Origin of the sequence: Amycolatopsis sp. NPDC049688 (assembly GCF_040674975.1) — a bacterium.
In the GTDB taxonomy this organism is placed as follows: domain Bacteria; phylum Actinomycetota; class Actinomycetes; order Mycobacteriales; family Pseudonocardiaceae; genus Amycolatopsis.
Window position 1 is genome coordinate 286,590 of sequence record NZ_JBFANY010000006.1, and the last position, 14,174, is coordinate 300,763.

Below are 14,174 nucleotides of genomic sequence, written 5' to 3' on the forward strand. Positions count from 1 at the left end.
GGTCCCAAAGGAGTGACTGTGTTTTCTCTCAAGAAGCTGGCCGGCGTGGCGGCGATCGCCGCCGCCGGCCTGGTCCTGTCCGCCTGCAGCGGCCCGACGGCCGACAACAGCTCCGGCAGCAACGCCCCCGGCACCTCGTCCGCCGCGGTGCCCAGCTCGGGCGGCCCGCTCAAGGTCGCCGTGGTCACCCACGGCAGCGCCGGCGACGCCTTCTGGAACGTCGTCAAGAACGGCGCCGAGCAGGCGGGCAAGGACCTGAACGTCGGCGTCGACTACTTCTCCGACGGCGACCCGGGCAACCAGGCCCGGCTGATCGACAACGCGGTCGCGCAGAAGGTCGGCGGCCTGGTCGTCTCGATGGCGAACCCGCAGGCCCTGCAGACGTCGATCCAGAACGCGGTGAAGGCCGGCATCCCGGTGATCACCATCAACTCCGGCGAGGACTTCAGCGCCCAGTTCGGCGCGATCGCGCACGTCGGGCAGAGCGAGGGCCTCGCGGGCCAGGGCGCCGGCCAGCGGCTCAAGGCGGCCGGCAAGACCAAGCTGCTGTGCGTCATCCACGAGGCCGGCAACATCGGCCAGAACCAGCGCTGTGACGGCGCGAAGCAGACCTTCGGCAACGTCACGACGCTGCAGGTCGACATCTCCAACCCGACCGACGCGCAGGCCCGGATCCGCGGCGCGCTGCAGTCCGACCCGTCGATCGACGCCGTGCTCGCGCTGAACTCGCAGGTCGCGGCCCGCGCTGTCGCCGCGGCGAAGGAAGCGAGCTCCAAGGCCCAGGTGGCCACCTTCGACCTGAACGCCGACGTCGTCGCGGCCATCAAGGACGGCAGCATCCTCTTCGCCGTCGACCAGCAGCAGTACGAACAGGGCTACCTGCCGATCGTCTTCCTCAAGCTGTACAAGGAGAACGGCAACACCATCGGCGGCGGCCACCCGGTGCAGACCGGCCCGGGCTTCGTCGACAAGACCAACATCGACACCATCGCCCCGTACGCGCAGCGCGGCACGCGATGACCGCAGCGATCCAAGCGCAGCCCGACGAGCGCGTCGCCAAGAAGGGACTGACGGACCGCTTGGTCGTCCGCCCCGAAATCGGCGCGCTCCTCGGAGCGGTGCTGGTCTTCGTCTTCTTCTCCGTGGTCACCGGCCAGTTCCTCAGCCCGCTGGGCGTGGCGACCTGGCTGGACGACTCCTCGACACTGGGCATCATGGCCGTCGTGGTCGCGCTGCTCATGGTCGGCGGCGAGTTCGACCTCTCGGCCGGCGTCATGACGGCGTCGACGTCGCTGGTCACGGCGATCCTGGCGACGCAGGCGGGCTGGAACGTCTGGCTCGCGCTGCTGGCGTCGCTGGCCTTCGCGCTCGGCGTCGGCGCGTTCAACGGCTGGCTGGTGATGAAGACCGGGCTGCCGAGCTTCATCGTCACGCTGGGGTCGTTCCTGGCCCTGCAGGGCCTCAACCTCGGCGTGACCCGGCTGGTCACCAACACCGTCCAGGTGTCGGGCATGCGCTCGACCAGCGGTTACGAATCGGCAGGCGGGCTGTTCGCGTCGACGTTCGACATCGGCGGCACACAGTTTCAGTCGTCGATCATTTGGTGGATCCTCGTCACGGCGATCGCCGCGTGGCTGCTGGTGCGGACCCGGTTCGGCAACTGGATCTTCGCGGTCGGCGGGTCGCAGGTGTCGGCCCGCTCGGTCGGCGTGCCGGTGGTGCGCACGAAGATCCTGCTGTTCATGGGCACCGCGCTCGGCGCGTGGCTGGTCGGCTCGATCAACATCCTGCGCTTCGCCAGCGTCCAGGCGAACCAGGGCATCGGGCTGGAGTTCCAGTACATCATCGCGGCGGTGATCGGCGGCTGCCTGCTCACCGGCGGGTTCGGCTCGGCGGTGGGCGCGGCGATCGGTGCGCTGATCTTCGGCATGGCGCGCCAGGGCATCGTGTTCGCGCAGTGGAACAGCGACTGGTTCATGCTGTTCCTCGGCGTCATGCTGCTGGCCGCGGTCCTGGTCAACAACGCCTTCCGGCGCCGCGCGGAGAGGGTACGCCGATGAGCCTGCTGGAAGTCCGCGAGATCGGGAAGACCTACGGCAGTGTCATCGCGCTGCGCGATGTGTCCACTGTGGTCAATGCGGGCGAGGTGACGTGCGTGCTCGGCGACAACGGCGCCGGGAAGTCCACGCTGATCAAGATCCTGGCCGGGGTGCACCAGCACGACCGCGGCGAGTTCCTGGTGGAAGGCGAGCCGGTGCGGTTCTCGTCGCCGCGCGAAGCTCTCGACCGCGGGATCGCGACCGTGTACCAGGACCTCGCCGTGGTGCCGCTGATGAGCGTCTGGCGGAACTTCTTCCTCGGCTCCGAGCCGACGACCGGATTCGGCCCGTTCCGGATGCTCGACCGCAAGAAGGGCCGCGAGACGACCAAGAAGGCGCTGTCCGACATGGGCATCGACCTGCGGGACGTCGAGCAGCCGGTCGGGACGCTCTCGGGCGGTGAACGCCAGTGCGTCGCCATCGCGCGCGCGGTGTACTTCGGGGCGAAGGTGCTGATCCTGGACGAGCCGACGGCCGCGCTCGGTGTCAAACAGGCCGGCGTGGTGCTCAAGTACGTCGCCCAGGCGCGCGATCGCGGGCTCGGCGTCGTGCTGATCACGCACAACCCGCACCACGCCTACCCCGTCGCGGACCGGTTCCTGCTGCTCAAGCGGGGTGCCGCGCTCGGGCACTACGAGAAGTCCGAGATCGACATCAACGAACTGACCCGGCAGATGGCGGGCGGTGCCGAACTGGAAGCCCTCGAACACGAGCTGCGGCAGGTGGAAAAGGCGTGACTCTGGAGGCGTTGACGATCGGCCGGGTGGGCGTCGACCTCTACCCGGAACAGAGCGGCGTGCCCCTGGCCGGGGTCAGCACCTTCGCGAAGTCGCTCGGCGGGACCGCGACCAACGTCGCGGTCGCCGCCGCACGGCTCGGCCGGCGCACGGCGGTGCTCACCAAGGTCGGCCCGGACGGCTTCGGCGACTACGTTCGCCAGGCCCTCGACGGCTTCGGCGTCTCACCGGAGTTCGTGGGCACCTCGCCGGAGCTGCAGACGCCGGTGGTGTTCTGCGAGCTGAACCCGCCCGCGGACCCGCCGCTGCTGTTCTACCGCTCCCCGATCGCCCCCGACCTCACGCTCACCGACGACGACGTGCCCTGGGACGTCGTCGAGTCGGTGCCGCTGCTGTGGGTCACCGGCACCGGCGTCTCCGCGGAACCGGCCCGGACGACCCAGCGGAAGATCCTGGAAGCCCGGGGACGCCGGGAGCACACCGTCCTCGACCTCGACTATCGCCCGATGTTCTGGCCGTCGGCGGCCGAAGCCCGCGCGGAGATCGGCGCCATGCTCGACCACGTCACGGTCGCGGTCGGCAACCGCACCGAGGTCGAGGTCGCCGTCGGCACCGCGGACCCGGACACCGCGGCGGACCGCTTGCTGGAGCGGGGCCTGCGGCTGGCCGTGATCAAGAAGGGCGCCGAAGGCGTGCTGGTGGCCACGCCGGACGGGCGGTCGACCGTGCCGCCGCAGCGCGTCGAGGTCGTCTGCGGCCTCGGCGCGGGCGACGGCTTCGGCGGAGCCCTGATCCACGGGCTGCTGTCGGGCTGGGAGCCGGTGCGCATCGCGGAGTACGCGAACGCGGCGGGCGCGCTGGTGGCGTCGCGGCTGGCCTGCGCCGACGCCATGCCGGCCCCCGCCGAAATCGAGGAGCTGCTGTGATCCTCACCGACGAGCGCTGGCGGGATCTCCTGCACGTCCGGGCCACGAACCCGGGGGCGATCCGGCAGGCGTACGCGACCCGCCGGCGGCGCTCGAAACTGCTGTCCGACCAGGGCACGCTGTTCCTGGTCGCGGCCGACCACCCGGCCCGGGGAGCGCTGGGTGTCGGCGAGGACCCCCTCGCCATGGCCGACCGGCGGACACTGCTCGAACGGCTGCTCGTCGCCCTGGCCAACCCGGCGGTCGACGGCCTCCTCGGCACCCCCGACGTCGTCGAGGAACTGCTGCTGCTCGGCGCCCTGCACGACAAGGTCGTCTTCGGCTCGATGAACCGCGGCGGCCTGGCCGGCGCCGACTGGGAGATCGACGACCGGTTCACCGGCTACGACGCCCGCACCCTGGTCGACTGCGGGCTCGACGGCGGCAAGATGCTGCTGCGGCTGGTCGACTCCGACCCGGGCACGGTCCCGACGCTGCAGGCCTGCGCCGACGCCGTCACCGAGCTGGCCGCGTACGGCCTGGTCGCCATGGTGGAGCCGCTCCCCTACCGCCGTTCGGACGGGAAACTGGTGCTGCAGCAGGACCCCGTGTCGCTCGCGCGAGCGGTTACGGTGGCTTCGGGGCTCGGCGTGACGTCGGCCCACACGTGGCTGAAGCTGCCGCCCACTGACTCGGCGGCCGTCCTGGGCGCCACCACACTGCCGGTGGTGGTGCTCGGCGGCGTGCCGTCGGGCGACCCGGCCGCCGACCTGGCCTCTTGGGGCCGGACGCTGCGCCACGACGTCGTCCGCGGCCTGGTCGTCGGCCGCACCCTGCTCTACCCGCCGGGCGGCGATGTCGGCGCCGCCGTGGAAGCCGCCGCGAAGGTCCTGGAGGCCGCGAAGTGAGCAAGCTGCACCGTCCGTTCGGGACCCTGTCCGACGAGACCGACCCGGTCCGGCTGACCCCGGACAGCGCGGGCTGGACGTACACCGGGTTGCGGGTGCTTTCCCTGGCCCCCGGCGAGGTCCGCGTCCTGCACACCGGCGAATTCGAGGCGTTCGTGCTGCCCCTGGCCGGTTCGGCGACGGTCCGCGTCGACGGGGAAACCTTCGAGCTGGCCGGCCGCGCGTCCGTCTTCACGCGCGTGACCGACTTCGCGTACGTCCCCCGCGAAGCCGAAGTCGAGTTGTCGACAAAGGACGGTCTCGAGGTCGCGCTGCCGATGGCGCGCTGCACCCGGCGGCTGACCCCGCGGTACGGCCCCGCCGAGGACGTGCCGGTCGAGGTGCGCGGCGCCGGGCAGGCGACGCGGCAGGTGACCAACTTCGGCGTCCCCGGGGTGTGGGACCACGCGGACAAGCTCAACGCGTGCGAGCTGATCACGCCGGGCGGCAACTGGTCGTCGTATCCACCGCACAAGCACGACGAGGCGACCGAATGCGAAGTCGTCAACGAGGAGATCTACTACTTCCGCATCGCCGGCCGCGACGGCGTGACGCCGTCCCGCGAAGGCTTCGGCCTGCACCGGACGTACACGAGCGACGGGGACCTCGACGAGGACGTCGCCGTGCGCGACCACGACGTCTTCCTGATCCCGCGCGGCTACCACGGGCCGTGCGTGGCCGCGCCCGGCTACCCGATGTACTACCTGAACGTCCTGGCCGGGCCGGCCGAAGAGCGGTCGATGGCGTTCTGCGACGACCCGGCGCACGGCTGGGTCCGCGACACGTGGGCGGCGCAGGAGCTCGACCCGCGGTGCCCGGTCACGAGTCACGAAGGACGTGTGCAGTGAAGCTGACGACGGCTCAGGCGCTGGTCCGCTGGATCCTCGCCCAGCGTTCGGAAACCCTGGACGGGCGCGAAGTCCCGCTGTTCCCCGGCGTGTTCGCGATCTTCGGGCACGGCAACGTCCTCGGCCTGGGCACCGCCCTGGAGGAACACCGCGGCGACATCCCGGTCTGGCGCGGGCACACCGAGCAGGGCATGGCCCTGGCCGCGGTCGGGTACGCGAAGGCCACGCACCGGCGGCAGGTCGGTGTGGTGACGTCGTCGATCGGGCCGGGCGCGCTGAACATGGTGACCGCGGCCGGCGTCGCCCACGCGAACCGGCTGCCCGTGCTGCTCCTGCCGGGCGACACCTTCACCAACCGGGCGCCGGACCCGGTGCTGCAGCAGATCGAGCCGTTCGGCGACGCGACGGCGACGGTGAACGACGCCTTCCGCGCAGTCTCGCGCTACTTCGACCGGATCACCCGGCCCGAGCAGCTGATCTCGACGTTGCCGCAGGTCGCGCGGGTGCTCACGGACCCGGCCGACGCCGGTCCGGTGACTCTGGCGCTGCCGCAGGACGTCCAGGCCGAGACGTACGACTTCCCGGACGCGCTGTTCGAGCCGGTGACGCACCGGCCGCTGCGCCCGCGGCCGGACCGGCGTTCGGTCACCGAAGCGGCCGGGCTTCTGCGCTCCTCACAACGGCCCCTGATGGTGCTCGGCGGGGGCGTCCGGTACTCCGGTGCCGGGCAGCGCGCACTGGACTTCGCCGAGCGGCACGGGATTCCGCTCGTGGAGACCACCGCGGGCCGGACGCTGGTGCCGCACGGGCATCCGCTGCACGCGGGGCCGCTCGGCATCACCGGCTCGACCTCGGCGAACGTCGTCGCGGCGGCGGCCGACGTCGTGCTCGCGGTGGGAACGCGGCTGCAGGACTTCACGACGGCGTCGTGGACGGTCTTCTCCCCCGACGTCCGGCTGGTGTCGCTCAACGCCGCCCGGTTCGACGCGGTGAAGCACGGGGCGTTGTCGGTCGTCGGGGACGCGGACGCGGGCCTGACGGACCTCGCCGCCCAGCTGGAGAGCTGGCGGGTGGACCCCTCATGGACCGCCCGCGCCGCAGCCGAACGCGCTTCTTGGGACACGCACATCGACTCGCTGCGGTCTCCTTCGGGCGAGCTGCCGTCGTATGCCCAGGTCGTCGGCGTGGTCAACGACCTGTCGGCTCCGGACGACTACGTCATGACGGCCTCAGGCGGGCTGCCGGGCGAGCTGATCGGCGGCTGGCGCGGGTCCGGCTCGGTCTCCATGGACGTCGAGTACGGCTTCTCGTGCATGGGCTACGAACTGTCCGGCGCCTGGGGTGCGGCGATCGCCCACCCGGGTCTGGTGACGACGCTGCTGGGTGACGGCTCGTACCTGATGTTGAACTCGGAGCTGTTCTCGGCCGCCTTCGCAGGTCACCCGTTCGTCGCTGTGGTGTGCGACAACGACGGGTACGCCGTCATCGCACGGCTTCAGGAGGGTCAGGGCGGGAAGCCGTTCAACAACTTCTACGCCGACTGCACGACTTCGCACGCTTCGCCGCCGCGGGTCGACTTCGCGCGCCACGCGGAGTCACTGGGGTGCGTGGTTTTCACCGCGTCCACTGTGGACTCGCTGCGAGCCGCGTATGCGTCGGCTCGCGAGGCGGCTGTCTCGGAGCAGCGTCCGGCCGTCGTCGTGGTGAAGACGCAGCCGTCGGCGTGGACCGAAGCCGGGGCCTGGTGGGAGGTCGGCGTGCCCGAGCACCTGGCCGGGCGGGACGGTTACGAGCGAGGGAAGGGCGGCCAGGTGCGTTACCTCGGGTCCTGAGTGACGGCCGGCGACGCCGCACCGGCTACCAGCTGCCGCGGCGCGCCGGAGCCGTCCGCCGGGACCGCCCAGACGGCGTTGTCCAGGCCGTACAGCACCGTGTGGTCGTCCTGCCACAGCGCTTGGTCGTCGACGCTGCGGGTCTCGGCGAGCTCGGTTTCCTTCAGCGACCCGAGGTCCAGGACGGACAGCCGCCAGACGCCTTCGCCGACCTTTTTCTTGAAGGCGATCCGCTTGCCGTCCGGGGACAGCGACGGGCATTCGACGTTCTCGCGCAGGGTCTTCCCGCGGTAGCGCGCGTAATCGGCCTCGACGAGGTACGTCTTGCCCTTGCTGCCCAGGGTGGCGTAGAAGCGGTTGCCGTCGGGGGCGAAGGTGATGCCCCAGTAGTTGACGTCGGCCGCGAAGTAGCGGTTGCCGTCCTTGAAGACCGGGAGCTCCTCGATCGTCTTGACGAGCCGTCCGGTGTCGGCTTCGTAAAGTCCCGCGCGGGTCGAGAAGCCGGTCTGCGCATAGGAATCACCGGTGACGAACAGCGTCCAGTAGACGCGCTGGCCGTCCGGGGAGACGCGGGCGCGGCTCGGGGTCCCCGGCAGGGTCTCGGTGTGGCGGACGGCGAGGTGGTCGTCGAGGACCAGGACGTCCGTGATCGCCGGGAGCGTGCCGGGCCGGACCGCCAGGCACACCGCCGTCTGCTTCGCCACCGCGAACCGGTCACACTTCAGGCCGCTGAGCTGCGGTTTCGCCGCGGTGTCGGCGAGCGGGACGGCGCCGACGCGGCCGGTGGCCGTGTCGCGGAACAGGAGCTGGCCGGGGGCGAGGGTCACCGCGGCGGCCGGTTCGGCGGCCGCCGTGTCGTGCCGCGCGCTGACCGTGTACGTGACAGCGGCGGCGACCAGGAGGGCCGTGCCGGTGAGGGCGAGGACGAGTTTCTTCACGGGCGCACCGGTTTCGCGAAGGCGGCGGCGAGGGCGACGACGGCCAGGCAGGCCGCGGCGACGAGCACCGCGGGCCGCAGGTCCCACAGCGTCCACGCCAGTCCGAAGAGGACGGAGGAGAGCATCCGGGCCACGGCCTGGCCCGTCTGCACGACGGCCAGCCCGGTGGCGCGCAGGCCGGCCGGGACGAGCGGGCCGGCGGCGGCCATCAGGACGCCGTCGGTGGCCGCGTAGAACACGCCGTGCAGGCCGAGCGCGATGACGGGAAGCGCCGCGTAAGCCGGGCCGCACAGCAGCACGAGGGCCAGGCACAGGGCCACGTGGCCGCCGAGGAACACCGGCCAGCGGCCGACGCGGTCGGCGAGCTTGCCCAGCGGCACGGCCAGCAGCAGGTAGACCCCGGCCGTGCCCAGTGGCAGCAGCGGGAAGTACGTCGCCGCGATCTCCCAGCGCCGCTGCAGGACGAGGTAGACGAACGAGTCGCCGACCGTCACCAGGCCCAGCAGCGCCGCCCAGAGCGTCACGCGCCGGAAGTCCTGCTGCCGGAGGAGGCCGAGCGCGGCCCGCGCCGACACCGCGGCCCGGTCGACCGCGCCGGACCGGTCGCGGACGAACAGTGCCAGCAGCAGCACCGCGATGGCCGCGATGCAGAAACTGGTGAAGAACACGCTGGTGTAGCTGCCGAGGCTCAGCGCGAGCACCGCCATCGCCACCAGCGGGCCGAGGAACGCGCCGACGGTGTCCATCGCCCGGTGCACCCCGAACGACCGGCCGAGGGCCGCCGGCTCGCTGGACAGCGAGATGAGCGCGTCGCGCGGGCCGGTGCGCAGCCCCTTGCCGGTGCGGTCGGCGGCGAGGACCAGGCCGATGGCCGCGACCGACGAACCGGCCGCGACCAAGCCGAGCTTGCACACCGCGGACAAGCCGTACCCGAACCCGGCGACGGCCTTGAGCCGCCGCCACCGGTCGGCCAGGTGCCCGCCGAGCACCCGCACGACCGCGGTGGCGCCGGCGTAGAGCCCGTCGAGCAGCCCGAACTGCAGCGGGTTCAGGCCGAGCCCGAGCACCAGGTAGAGCGGGAGGACGGCGGTGACCATCTCCGACGAGACGTCGGTGACCAGGCTGACCATGCCCAGCGCCACCACGTTGGCGGACACCCGCTTCAGCGCCGGTTTGCGGTCGGTTTCCGTCGCCAGGTCCGAGGTACGGCTTGCCGCGATGTACATGCCCGGGCTCCTAGTGGCAGGTGTAGGTCGGGCTGCTGTCCAGGACCTTGCCGTCGACGCCGATCAGCTGCGTCTGGAACGACGTGTCCGTCATCGACAGCTTCAGGACACCGAAGGTCTTCAGCAGCTTGGCGGTCGTCGCGTGCGCGGGGCTCAGGTCGTACAGGTTGGCGCCGCCGCTGCCGCTGACGATCTCGACCGGGCCTCCTCCGTCCGCCTTGCCGTCGGCGTTCTGCGGGACGAACCGCTCGTAGTCGTGGTCGTGGCCGTTGAGGACGAGGTCGACCTTGTTGGCGACCATGAGGTTCCAGAGCTCGATGCTGTCCTTGTTGTCGCCGTGGTCACCGGAACTCCACCGCGGGTGGTGGTAGTACGCGGCGACGCAGCCCTTCTTGTTGGTGGCGAGGTCCTGCTTCAGCCAGGTGATCTGCGGCGGCTCGGCGAAGTCGTCGTGGGTGACGAAGTCGTTGGAGTCGAGGGCGATGAAGTGCCAGTTGCCCATTTCCCAGCTGTAGTACCGCTGGCCCTGCGGCTTGGCGATGGCGCCGAAGTACTGGTCGTAGCCGGTGAACCCGGAGTAGGACTCGTGGTTGCCGGGGATCGGGTGGGTGATGCTCTTGAACTTGCCCCAGGACTTGTCGTAGTAGTTCTTGAAGTCCGACAGGGTGGGTTCGTCGTACTGGTTGTCGCCCATGGTGATCACGGCCGCGGGGTTCATGTTCTCGACGAGCTTCGCGGTCTTGGGGTGGACGCAGCCGGAGCTGCTCGCGGTGCACTGTTCGGCGATGTCCCCGGCTGCGGCGAGGACGAATCCCGCGCTCCCCGCCGCGGTCTTGACCGTGATCGCCGTGCTCGCGGGTGAGGTGTTCCCGGCGGCGTCGCGCGCGCGGACCGCGTAGGTGTAGCTCGTGCCCGGCGTGAGCCCGGTGTCGGTGTAGGACGTCGTCGCGCTGGTGGCGACGGCCGTGCCGTTGCGGAGGATGTCGTACCCGGTCACGCCGACGTTGTCGGTGGCTGCGCCCCAGGTCAGCGGGACACTCGTGGCGGTCGCCGGGCCCGCGGTGAGGCCGGCCGGGGTGGTCGGGGCCTGGGTGTCGCCGGAGGAATCCGTGCTGCCGAAGACCTGCATCTCCCAGAAGGAGTAGCCGTAGCTCGTGGCGCGGGTGAGGCCGACGAAGCGCACGAAGCGGCCGCGGGCGGTGAGGCCGCCGAGGTCGTCGACCTTGCCGTCACCGGTGTCGATGGTGGCGGCCGTGGTGAACGTCGTGCCGTCGTCGGAGACCTCGATCCGGTACTTCTTCGCGTAGGCGGCTTCCCAGTTGAGGACGACGCGGTGGATGCTCGCGGTCTGGCCGAGGTCGATCCGCAGCCACTGGGGGTCGGAGCCCTCGGCGCTGGCCCAGCGGGTGGTGGTGCTGCCGTCGACGGCCTTGGCGCCGGTGTACGACGAGCTTTCGACGGTCGAGGTGGCGACGGGTTTCCCCTGCGACAGCAGGACATCGGCGGCCTGGGTGGTGGCGGCCGCGGCGATCGCGGAGGGCAGCAGCACCACGGCGGCGAGCACCGGGGTGAGTCGGAATAGGGGACGTAGGCAGGTGGACGGCACGTCGCGCTCCTTACGGGCCTGGCGGTGGCTGGTGGGCTGCGGCGTCTTCGAACTGTTAGGAAAGTTTCCTAACTAAGCGGACTTTAACGAGGAGATGTTCCGGCTGACAAGACTTGTCTTGTCGTTGAATCGGTCAAGAGGGTGAGCTTTTCACCGTTTTCGCAGCTCAGCGCATGTGCCGGTGATCGGGATACTGCGCCGGGGGTCGGGACCGGTGGTCCGACGTTTCTCTTCCTCGTTGTCCCACAAGAGAAACGGCCCGCTTCAAGATCACCCGATTCAGCGACTGACGTTCGCACAGACGTTCGGTAGCTTCGGATGTATGGCCCGCACCCCCCGCACCCCGACCATCCGCCGAAGACCCGGTTCAGCCGTCCGACCGCAGCAGTTTCCGGATCTCCGTCACCGCGGCGCGCCCCGCCCGGTTCGCCCCGACCGTGCTCGCCGACGGCCCGTACCCCACCAGGTGCAGCCGTGGCTCGAGCACCACCCGCGTGCCGTCCATGCGGATCCCGCCTCCCGCTTCACGGATGTGCAGCGGTGCGAGGTGGTCGATCGCCGCCCGGAAGCCGGTCGCCCACAGGATCACGTCGGCGTCGAACCGCGAGCCGTCCGCCCAGACGACACCGTCGGGCGTGATGCGCTCGAACATCGGCCGCCGGTCGAGGATCCCGGCGGCACGGGCGGCCCGCACCTCCGGCGTCACGGCGAGATCGGTGACGCTGACGACGCTTTCGGGCGGGAGCCCGGCCCGCACCCGTTCGTCGACCTTGGCGACGGCGCTGCGGCCCCAGTTCTCGCTGAAGGGCTCGTCCCGCCACACGGGCGGCCGCCGGGTGACCCAGGCCGTGGCGCGCGCGAGCGGCGCGAACTCCATGAGCAGCTGAACGGCCGACGCCCCACCCCCGACGACGACCACCCGCAGCCCCCGGAAGTCTTCGGGCCCGCCGTAGTCGGCGGTGTGCAGCTGCCGCCCGGCGAAGGTTTCCTGCCCGGGATAGCGCGGCCAGAAGGGCCGGTCCCAGGTCCCGGTGGCGCTGATGACGGCCCGCGCGGCCCAGGATTCCACCGGGCTCGAGACGACCAGCCGCTCCCCCGCCCGCGTCACGGACTGGACGTCGACGGGCCGCAGCACCGGAAGGTCGTAGACGCTCTCGAAGCGCGCGAAGTACTCGGAGACCACCTCGGAGGCGGGGCGCGTCACGTCGGGAGTGCCGAAGGCCATGCCGGGAAGGTCATGGATGCCGTGAACCTTCCCGAGAACGAGCGACGGCCACCGGTACTGCCAGGCACCCCCGGCCCGCTTCCCGTGATCGAGCACGACGAACCCACGCCCATTGGCGAACCCGGCCCGCCGCAGGTGATAGGCAGCGGAGAGCCCAGCCTGCCCGGCCCCGATCACCACGACGTCAGTCTCGTGATCCGCACCGCTCATGTGAGGTGCAACGACAGGCAAGGTCACGTATTTCGCGCGCTACATCACATCGGCACAAGAGCGGCCGGCCTTCAAACCAGCCTGCCGCAGCACCCGAACCCGCCACCATTCCGCGGCCCGCCCTCAAAACCCCGGGCTACCCTTCGACGAGCCGCTCTTGGCGCGGACCCGAACCGTCCTCACACGGCAACCCGGTTCCGGCCGGCCTCCTTGGCCCGGTACAGCGCCGCATCAGCGGTCCGGAGAACGTCGTCGAGAGTCGGACCCGCGTCGGGATGGCGTGCCACCCCGATCGACACCGACAAGCCACTCACCCTGACCGTGCCCGACCCCGTGGAAATCACCACGTTCAGCTCGCCCACCGCCACCCGCACCCGTTCCGCGATGGCCAGGACGTCCGCCCGGCCGATGCCCGGCAGCAGCACGACGAACTCCTCACCACCGAACCGGCCGACCGTGTCGCCCTGGCGCACCGAACCGGAGATCGCCACCGCGACGGCGGCCAGTACGTCGTCGCCGGTCAGGTGGCCGTACGTGTCGTTGATCCGCTTGAAATGGTCCAGGTCGATCATCAGCACGGCGAAATCGCCGGCCGCGCCTCGGCGCTGGGCGCGGGCGTGCTCACGGACCGCGGATTCGTGCCAGCCCGCCGTGTTGAGCAGACCCGTCTTCTCGTCGGTGACCGCGGCGACCTGCAGCTGCTGCTTCAGCAACAGGTACCGGTGCAACAGCAGCAACGGCGCGACGACGAACACGACCAGCACCGGCTGCTCGACCAGCGCCAGCGCGGCGAGGCCGCCGAGGCAGAGGGTCGCCAGCTCGAAAGCGTTGTCTTCCCACGTGCCGATCAGGTCCGCCGCCGAGCGCTGGCTCGTGTACAGGTAGATCCCGGCCGCGACGAGACCGACGTTCACCAGCTCGAACACCGCGGCCGCCAGGCACAACGCGAACAACCCGCGCGGCGTCTGCAGCGGCGTCCCATGCAGCCCCAAGACCGCGAGAACGGAGGAAGCAGCGAAGCAGGAGAGCATCGCCCACGCCGTGCTCGCGACGAAGCGGTGCGCGGGCCGCGTACGCACCTGTCGCCACACTCGCACCCAGAGGTGCGTGTAGAGCACAACGGCCAGCAGCGCGACCCAAGCAGGCGGGAGGAGGACGACACCGGCCAGGTACCAGACGGACGTGACGTTGATGTGCGTCTGCCCGCTCATCCACCGGCGCAACCGTTCGATGCGGCGCGACATCTCGGCCTGCGCCACGCCCAACGCGACCAGCACGGCGAACCACACCGGACGCACCGGCCCACCGAACCCGCTGACCAGCGCGGTCACCGTCGCGACGACGGCGAGCAGTTCACAACCGAGCGCGTAGGCGATCCAGCGGGCCTTGGCACCGCCCCACATCGCCCACCGCGCGGGCCAGCCCGGCCAGGTGGAAACCGATCCCCGGCGCACGGCGGCCTGGGCTCTCAAGAGCCGAGGTCACAGACGTGACGAGCCGGCATCGTGACGTACCCCTTGCGCGAAGTTCGGCCGATAGGTTGCCCAGCGTAGCCGTTCCGGCGAGCGGCGTCGCCAGTCCGGGGGATTTGCCGGCAACGC

Annotated in this window: 12 protein-coding genes; 7 read left to right on the forward strand and 5 right to left on the reverse strand. The window is 70.9% G+C overall.

What is annotated here, in order from left to right; all coding sequences use genetic code 11:
- The first annotated feature begins 18 nt into the window (after positions 1-18).
- From AB0J55_RS22505 to iolD, 7 genes are read left to right on the forward strand one after another with little or no spacing between them, the layout of a single operon-like run.
- Positions 19-1,020: a sugar ABC transporter substrate-binding protein gene (locus AB0J55_RS22505; RefSeq protein WP_364251522.1), complete on the forward strand. Its 1,002-nt coding sequence runs from the start codon at positions 19-21 to the stop codon at positions 1,018-1,020.
- Positions 1,017-2,060, forward strand: coding sequence for an ABC transporter permease (locus AB0J55_RS22510; RefSeq protein WP_364251525.1), 1,044 nt, complete (start codon positions 1,017-1,019; stop codon positions 2,058-2,060). Before AB0J55_RS22505 ends, AB0J55_RS22510 begins: the two co-directional genes overlap by 4 nt.
- Complete coding sequence (locus tag AB0J55_RS22515) at positions 2,057-2,836, forward strand: ATP-binding cassette domain-containing protein (protein ID WP_364251528.1); 780 nt, start codon at positions 2,057-2,059, stop codon at positions 2,834-2,836. Before AB0J55_RS22510 ends, AB0J55_RS22515 begins: the two co-directional genes overlap by 4 nt.
- Positions 2,833-3,762: a 5-dehydro-2-deoxygluconokinase gene (iolC, locus tag AB0J55_RS22520; RefSeq protein ID WP_364251531.1), complete on the forward strand. Its 930-nt coding sequence runs from the start codon at positions 2,833-2,835 to the stop codon at positions 3,760-3,762. The genes AB0J55_RS22515 and iolC overlap by 4 nt, the downstream gene beginning before the upstream one ends.
- Positions 3,759-4,649, forward strand: coding sequence for an aldolase (locus tag AB0J55_RS22525; protein ID WP_364251534.1), 891 nt, complete (start codon positions 3,759-3,761; stop codon positions 4,647-4,649). The genes iolC and AB0J55_RS22525 overlap by 4 nt, the downstream gene beginning before the upstream one ends.
- Positions 4,646-5,536: a 5-deoxy-glucuronate isomerase gene (gene iolB / locus AB0J55_RS22530; protein ID WP_364251537.1), complete on the forward strand. Its 891-nt coding sequence runs from the start codon at positions 4,646-4,648 to the stop codon at positions 5,534-5,536. The genes AB0J55_RS22525 and iolB overlap by 4 nt, the downstream gene beginning before the upstream one ends.
- Entirely contained in the window at positions 5,533-7,368 is a 1,836-nt protein-coding gene (gene iolD, locus AB0J55_RS22535; RefSeq protein WP_364251540.1) for a 3D-(3,5/4)-trihydroxycyclohexane-1,2-dione acylhydrolase (decyclizing), read from the forward strand. Before iolB ends, iolD begins: the two co-directional genes overlap by 4 nt.
- Here iolD and AB0J55_RS22540 read toward each other — a convergent pair.
- The 5 genes from AB0J55_RS22540 to AB0J55_RS22560 all read right to left on the reverse strand — a co-directional run bounded on the left by AB0J55_RS22540 (position 7,353) and on the right by AB0J55_RS22560 (position 14,045).
- Positions 7,353-8,306, reverse strand: a complete 954-nt coding sequence (locus AB0J55_RS22540) for a hypothetical protein (RefSeq protein WP_364251543.1) — start codon at positions 8,304-8,306, stop codon at positions 7,353-7,355. The two genes, iolD and AB0J55_RS22540, sit on opposite strands and share 16 nt — an antisense overlap.
- Positions 8,303-9,532, reverse strand: a complete 1,230-nt coding sequence (locus AB0J55_RS22545) for an MFS transporter (RefSeq protein ID WP_364251546.1) — start codon at positions 9,530-9,532, stop codon at positions 8,303-8,305. Before AB0J55_RS22545 ends, AB0J55_RS22540 begins: the two co-directional genes overlap by 4 nt.
- A 10-nt stretch (positions 9,533-9,542) precedes the next feature.
- The gene (locus AB0J55_RS22550; protein ID WP_364251952.1) at positions 9,543-11,096 is read right to left on the reverse strand and encodes a discoidin domain-containing protein; all 1,554 of its coding nucleotides are present in this window, start codon (positions 11,094-11,096) and stop codon (positions 9,543-9,545) included.
- Positions 11,097-11,505: 409 nt separating this feature from the next.
- Positions 11,506-12,573 carry an NAD(P)-binding domain-containing protein gene (locus AB0J55_RS22555; RefSeq protein WP_364251549.1) on the reverse strand — a complete coding sequence of 356 codons (1,068 nt, stop codon included), beginning with the start codon at positions 12,571-12,573 and terminating at the stop codon, positions 11,506-11,508.
- A gap of 179 nt (positions 12,574-12,752) precedes the next feature.
- Positions 12,753-14,045, reverse strand: coding sequence for a GGDEF domain-containing protein (locus AB0J55_RS22560; RefSeq protein WP_364251552.1), 1,293 nt, complete (start codon positions 14,043-14,045; stop codon positions 12,753-12,755).
- Between the last annotated feature and the right edge of the window lie 129 nt (positions 14,046-14,174).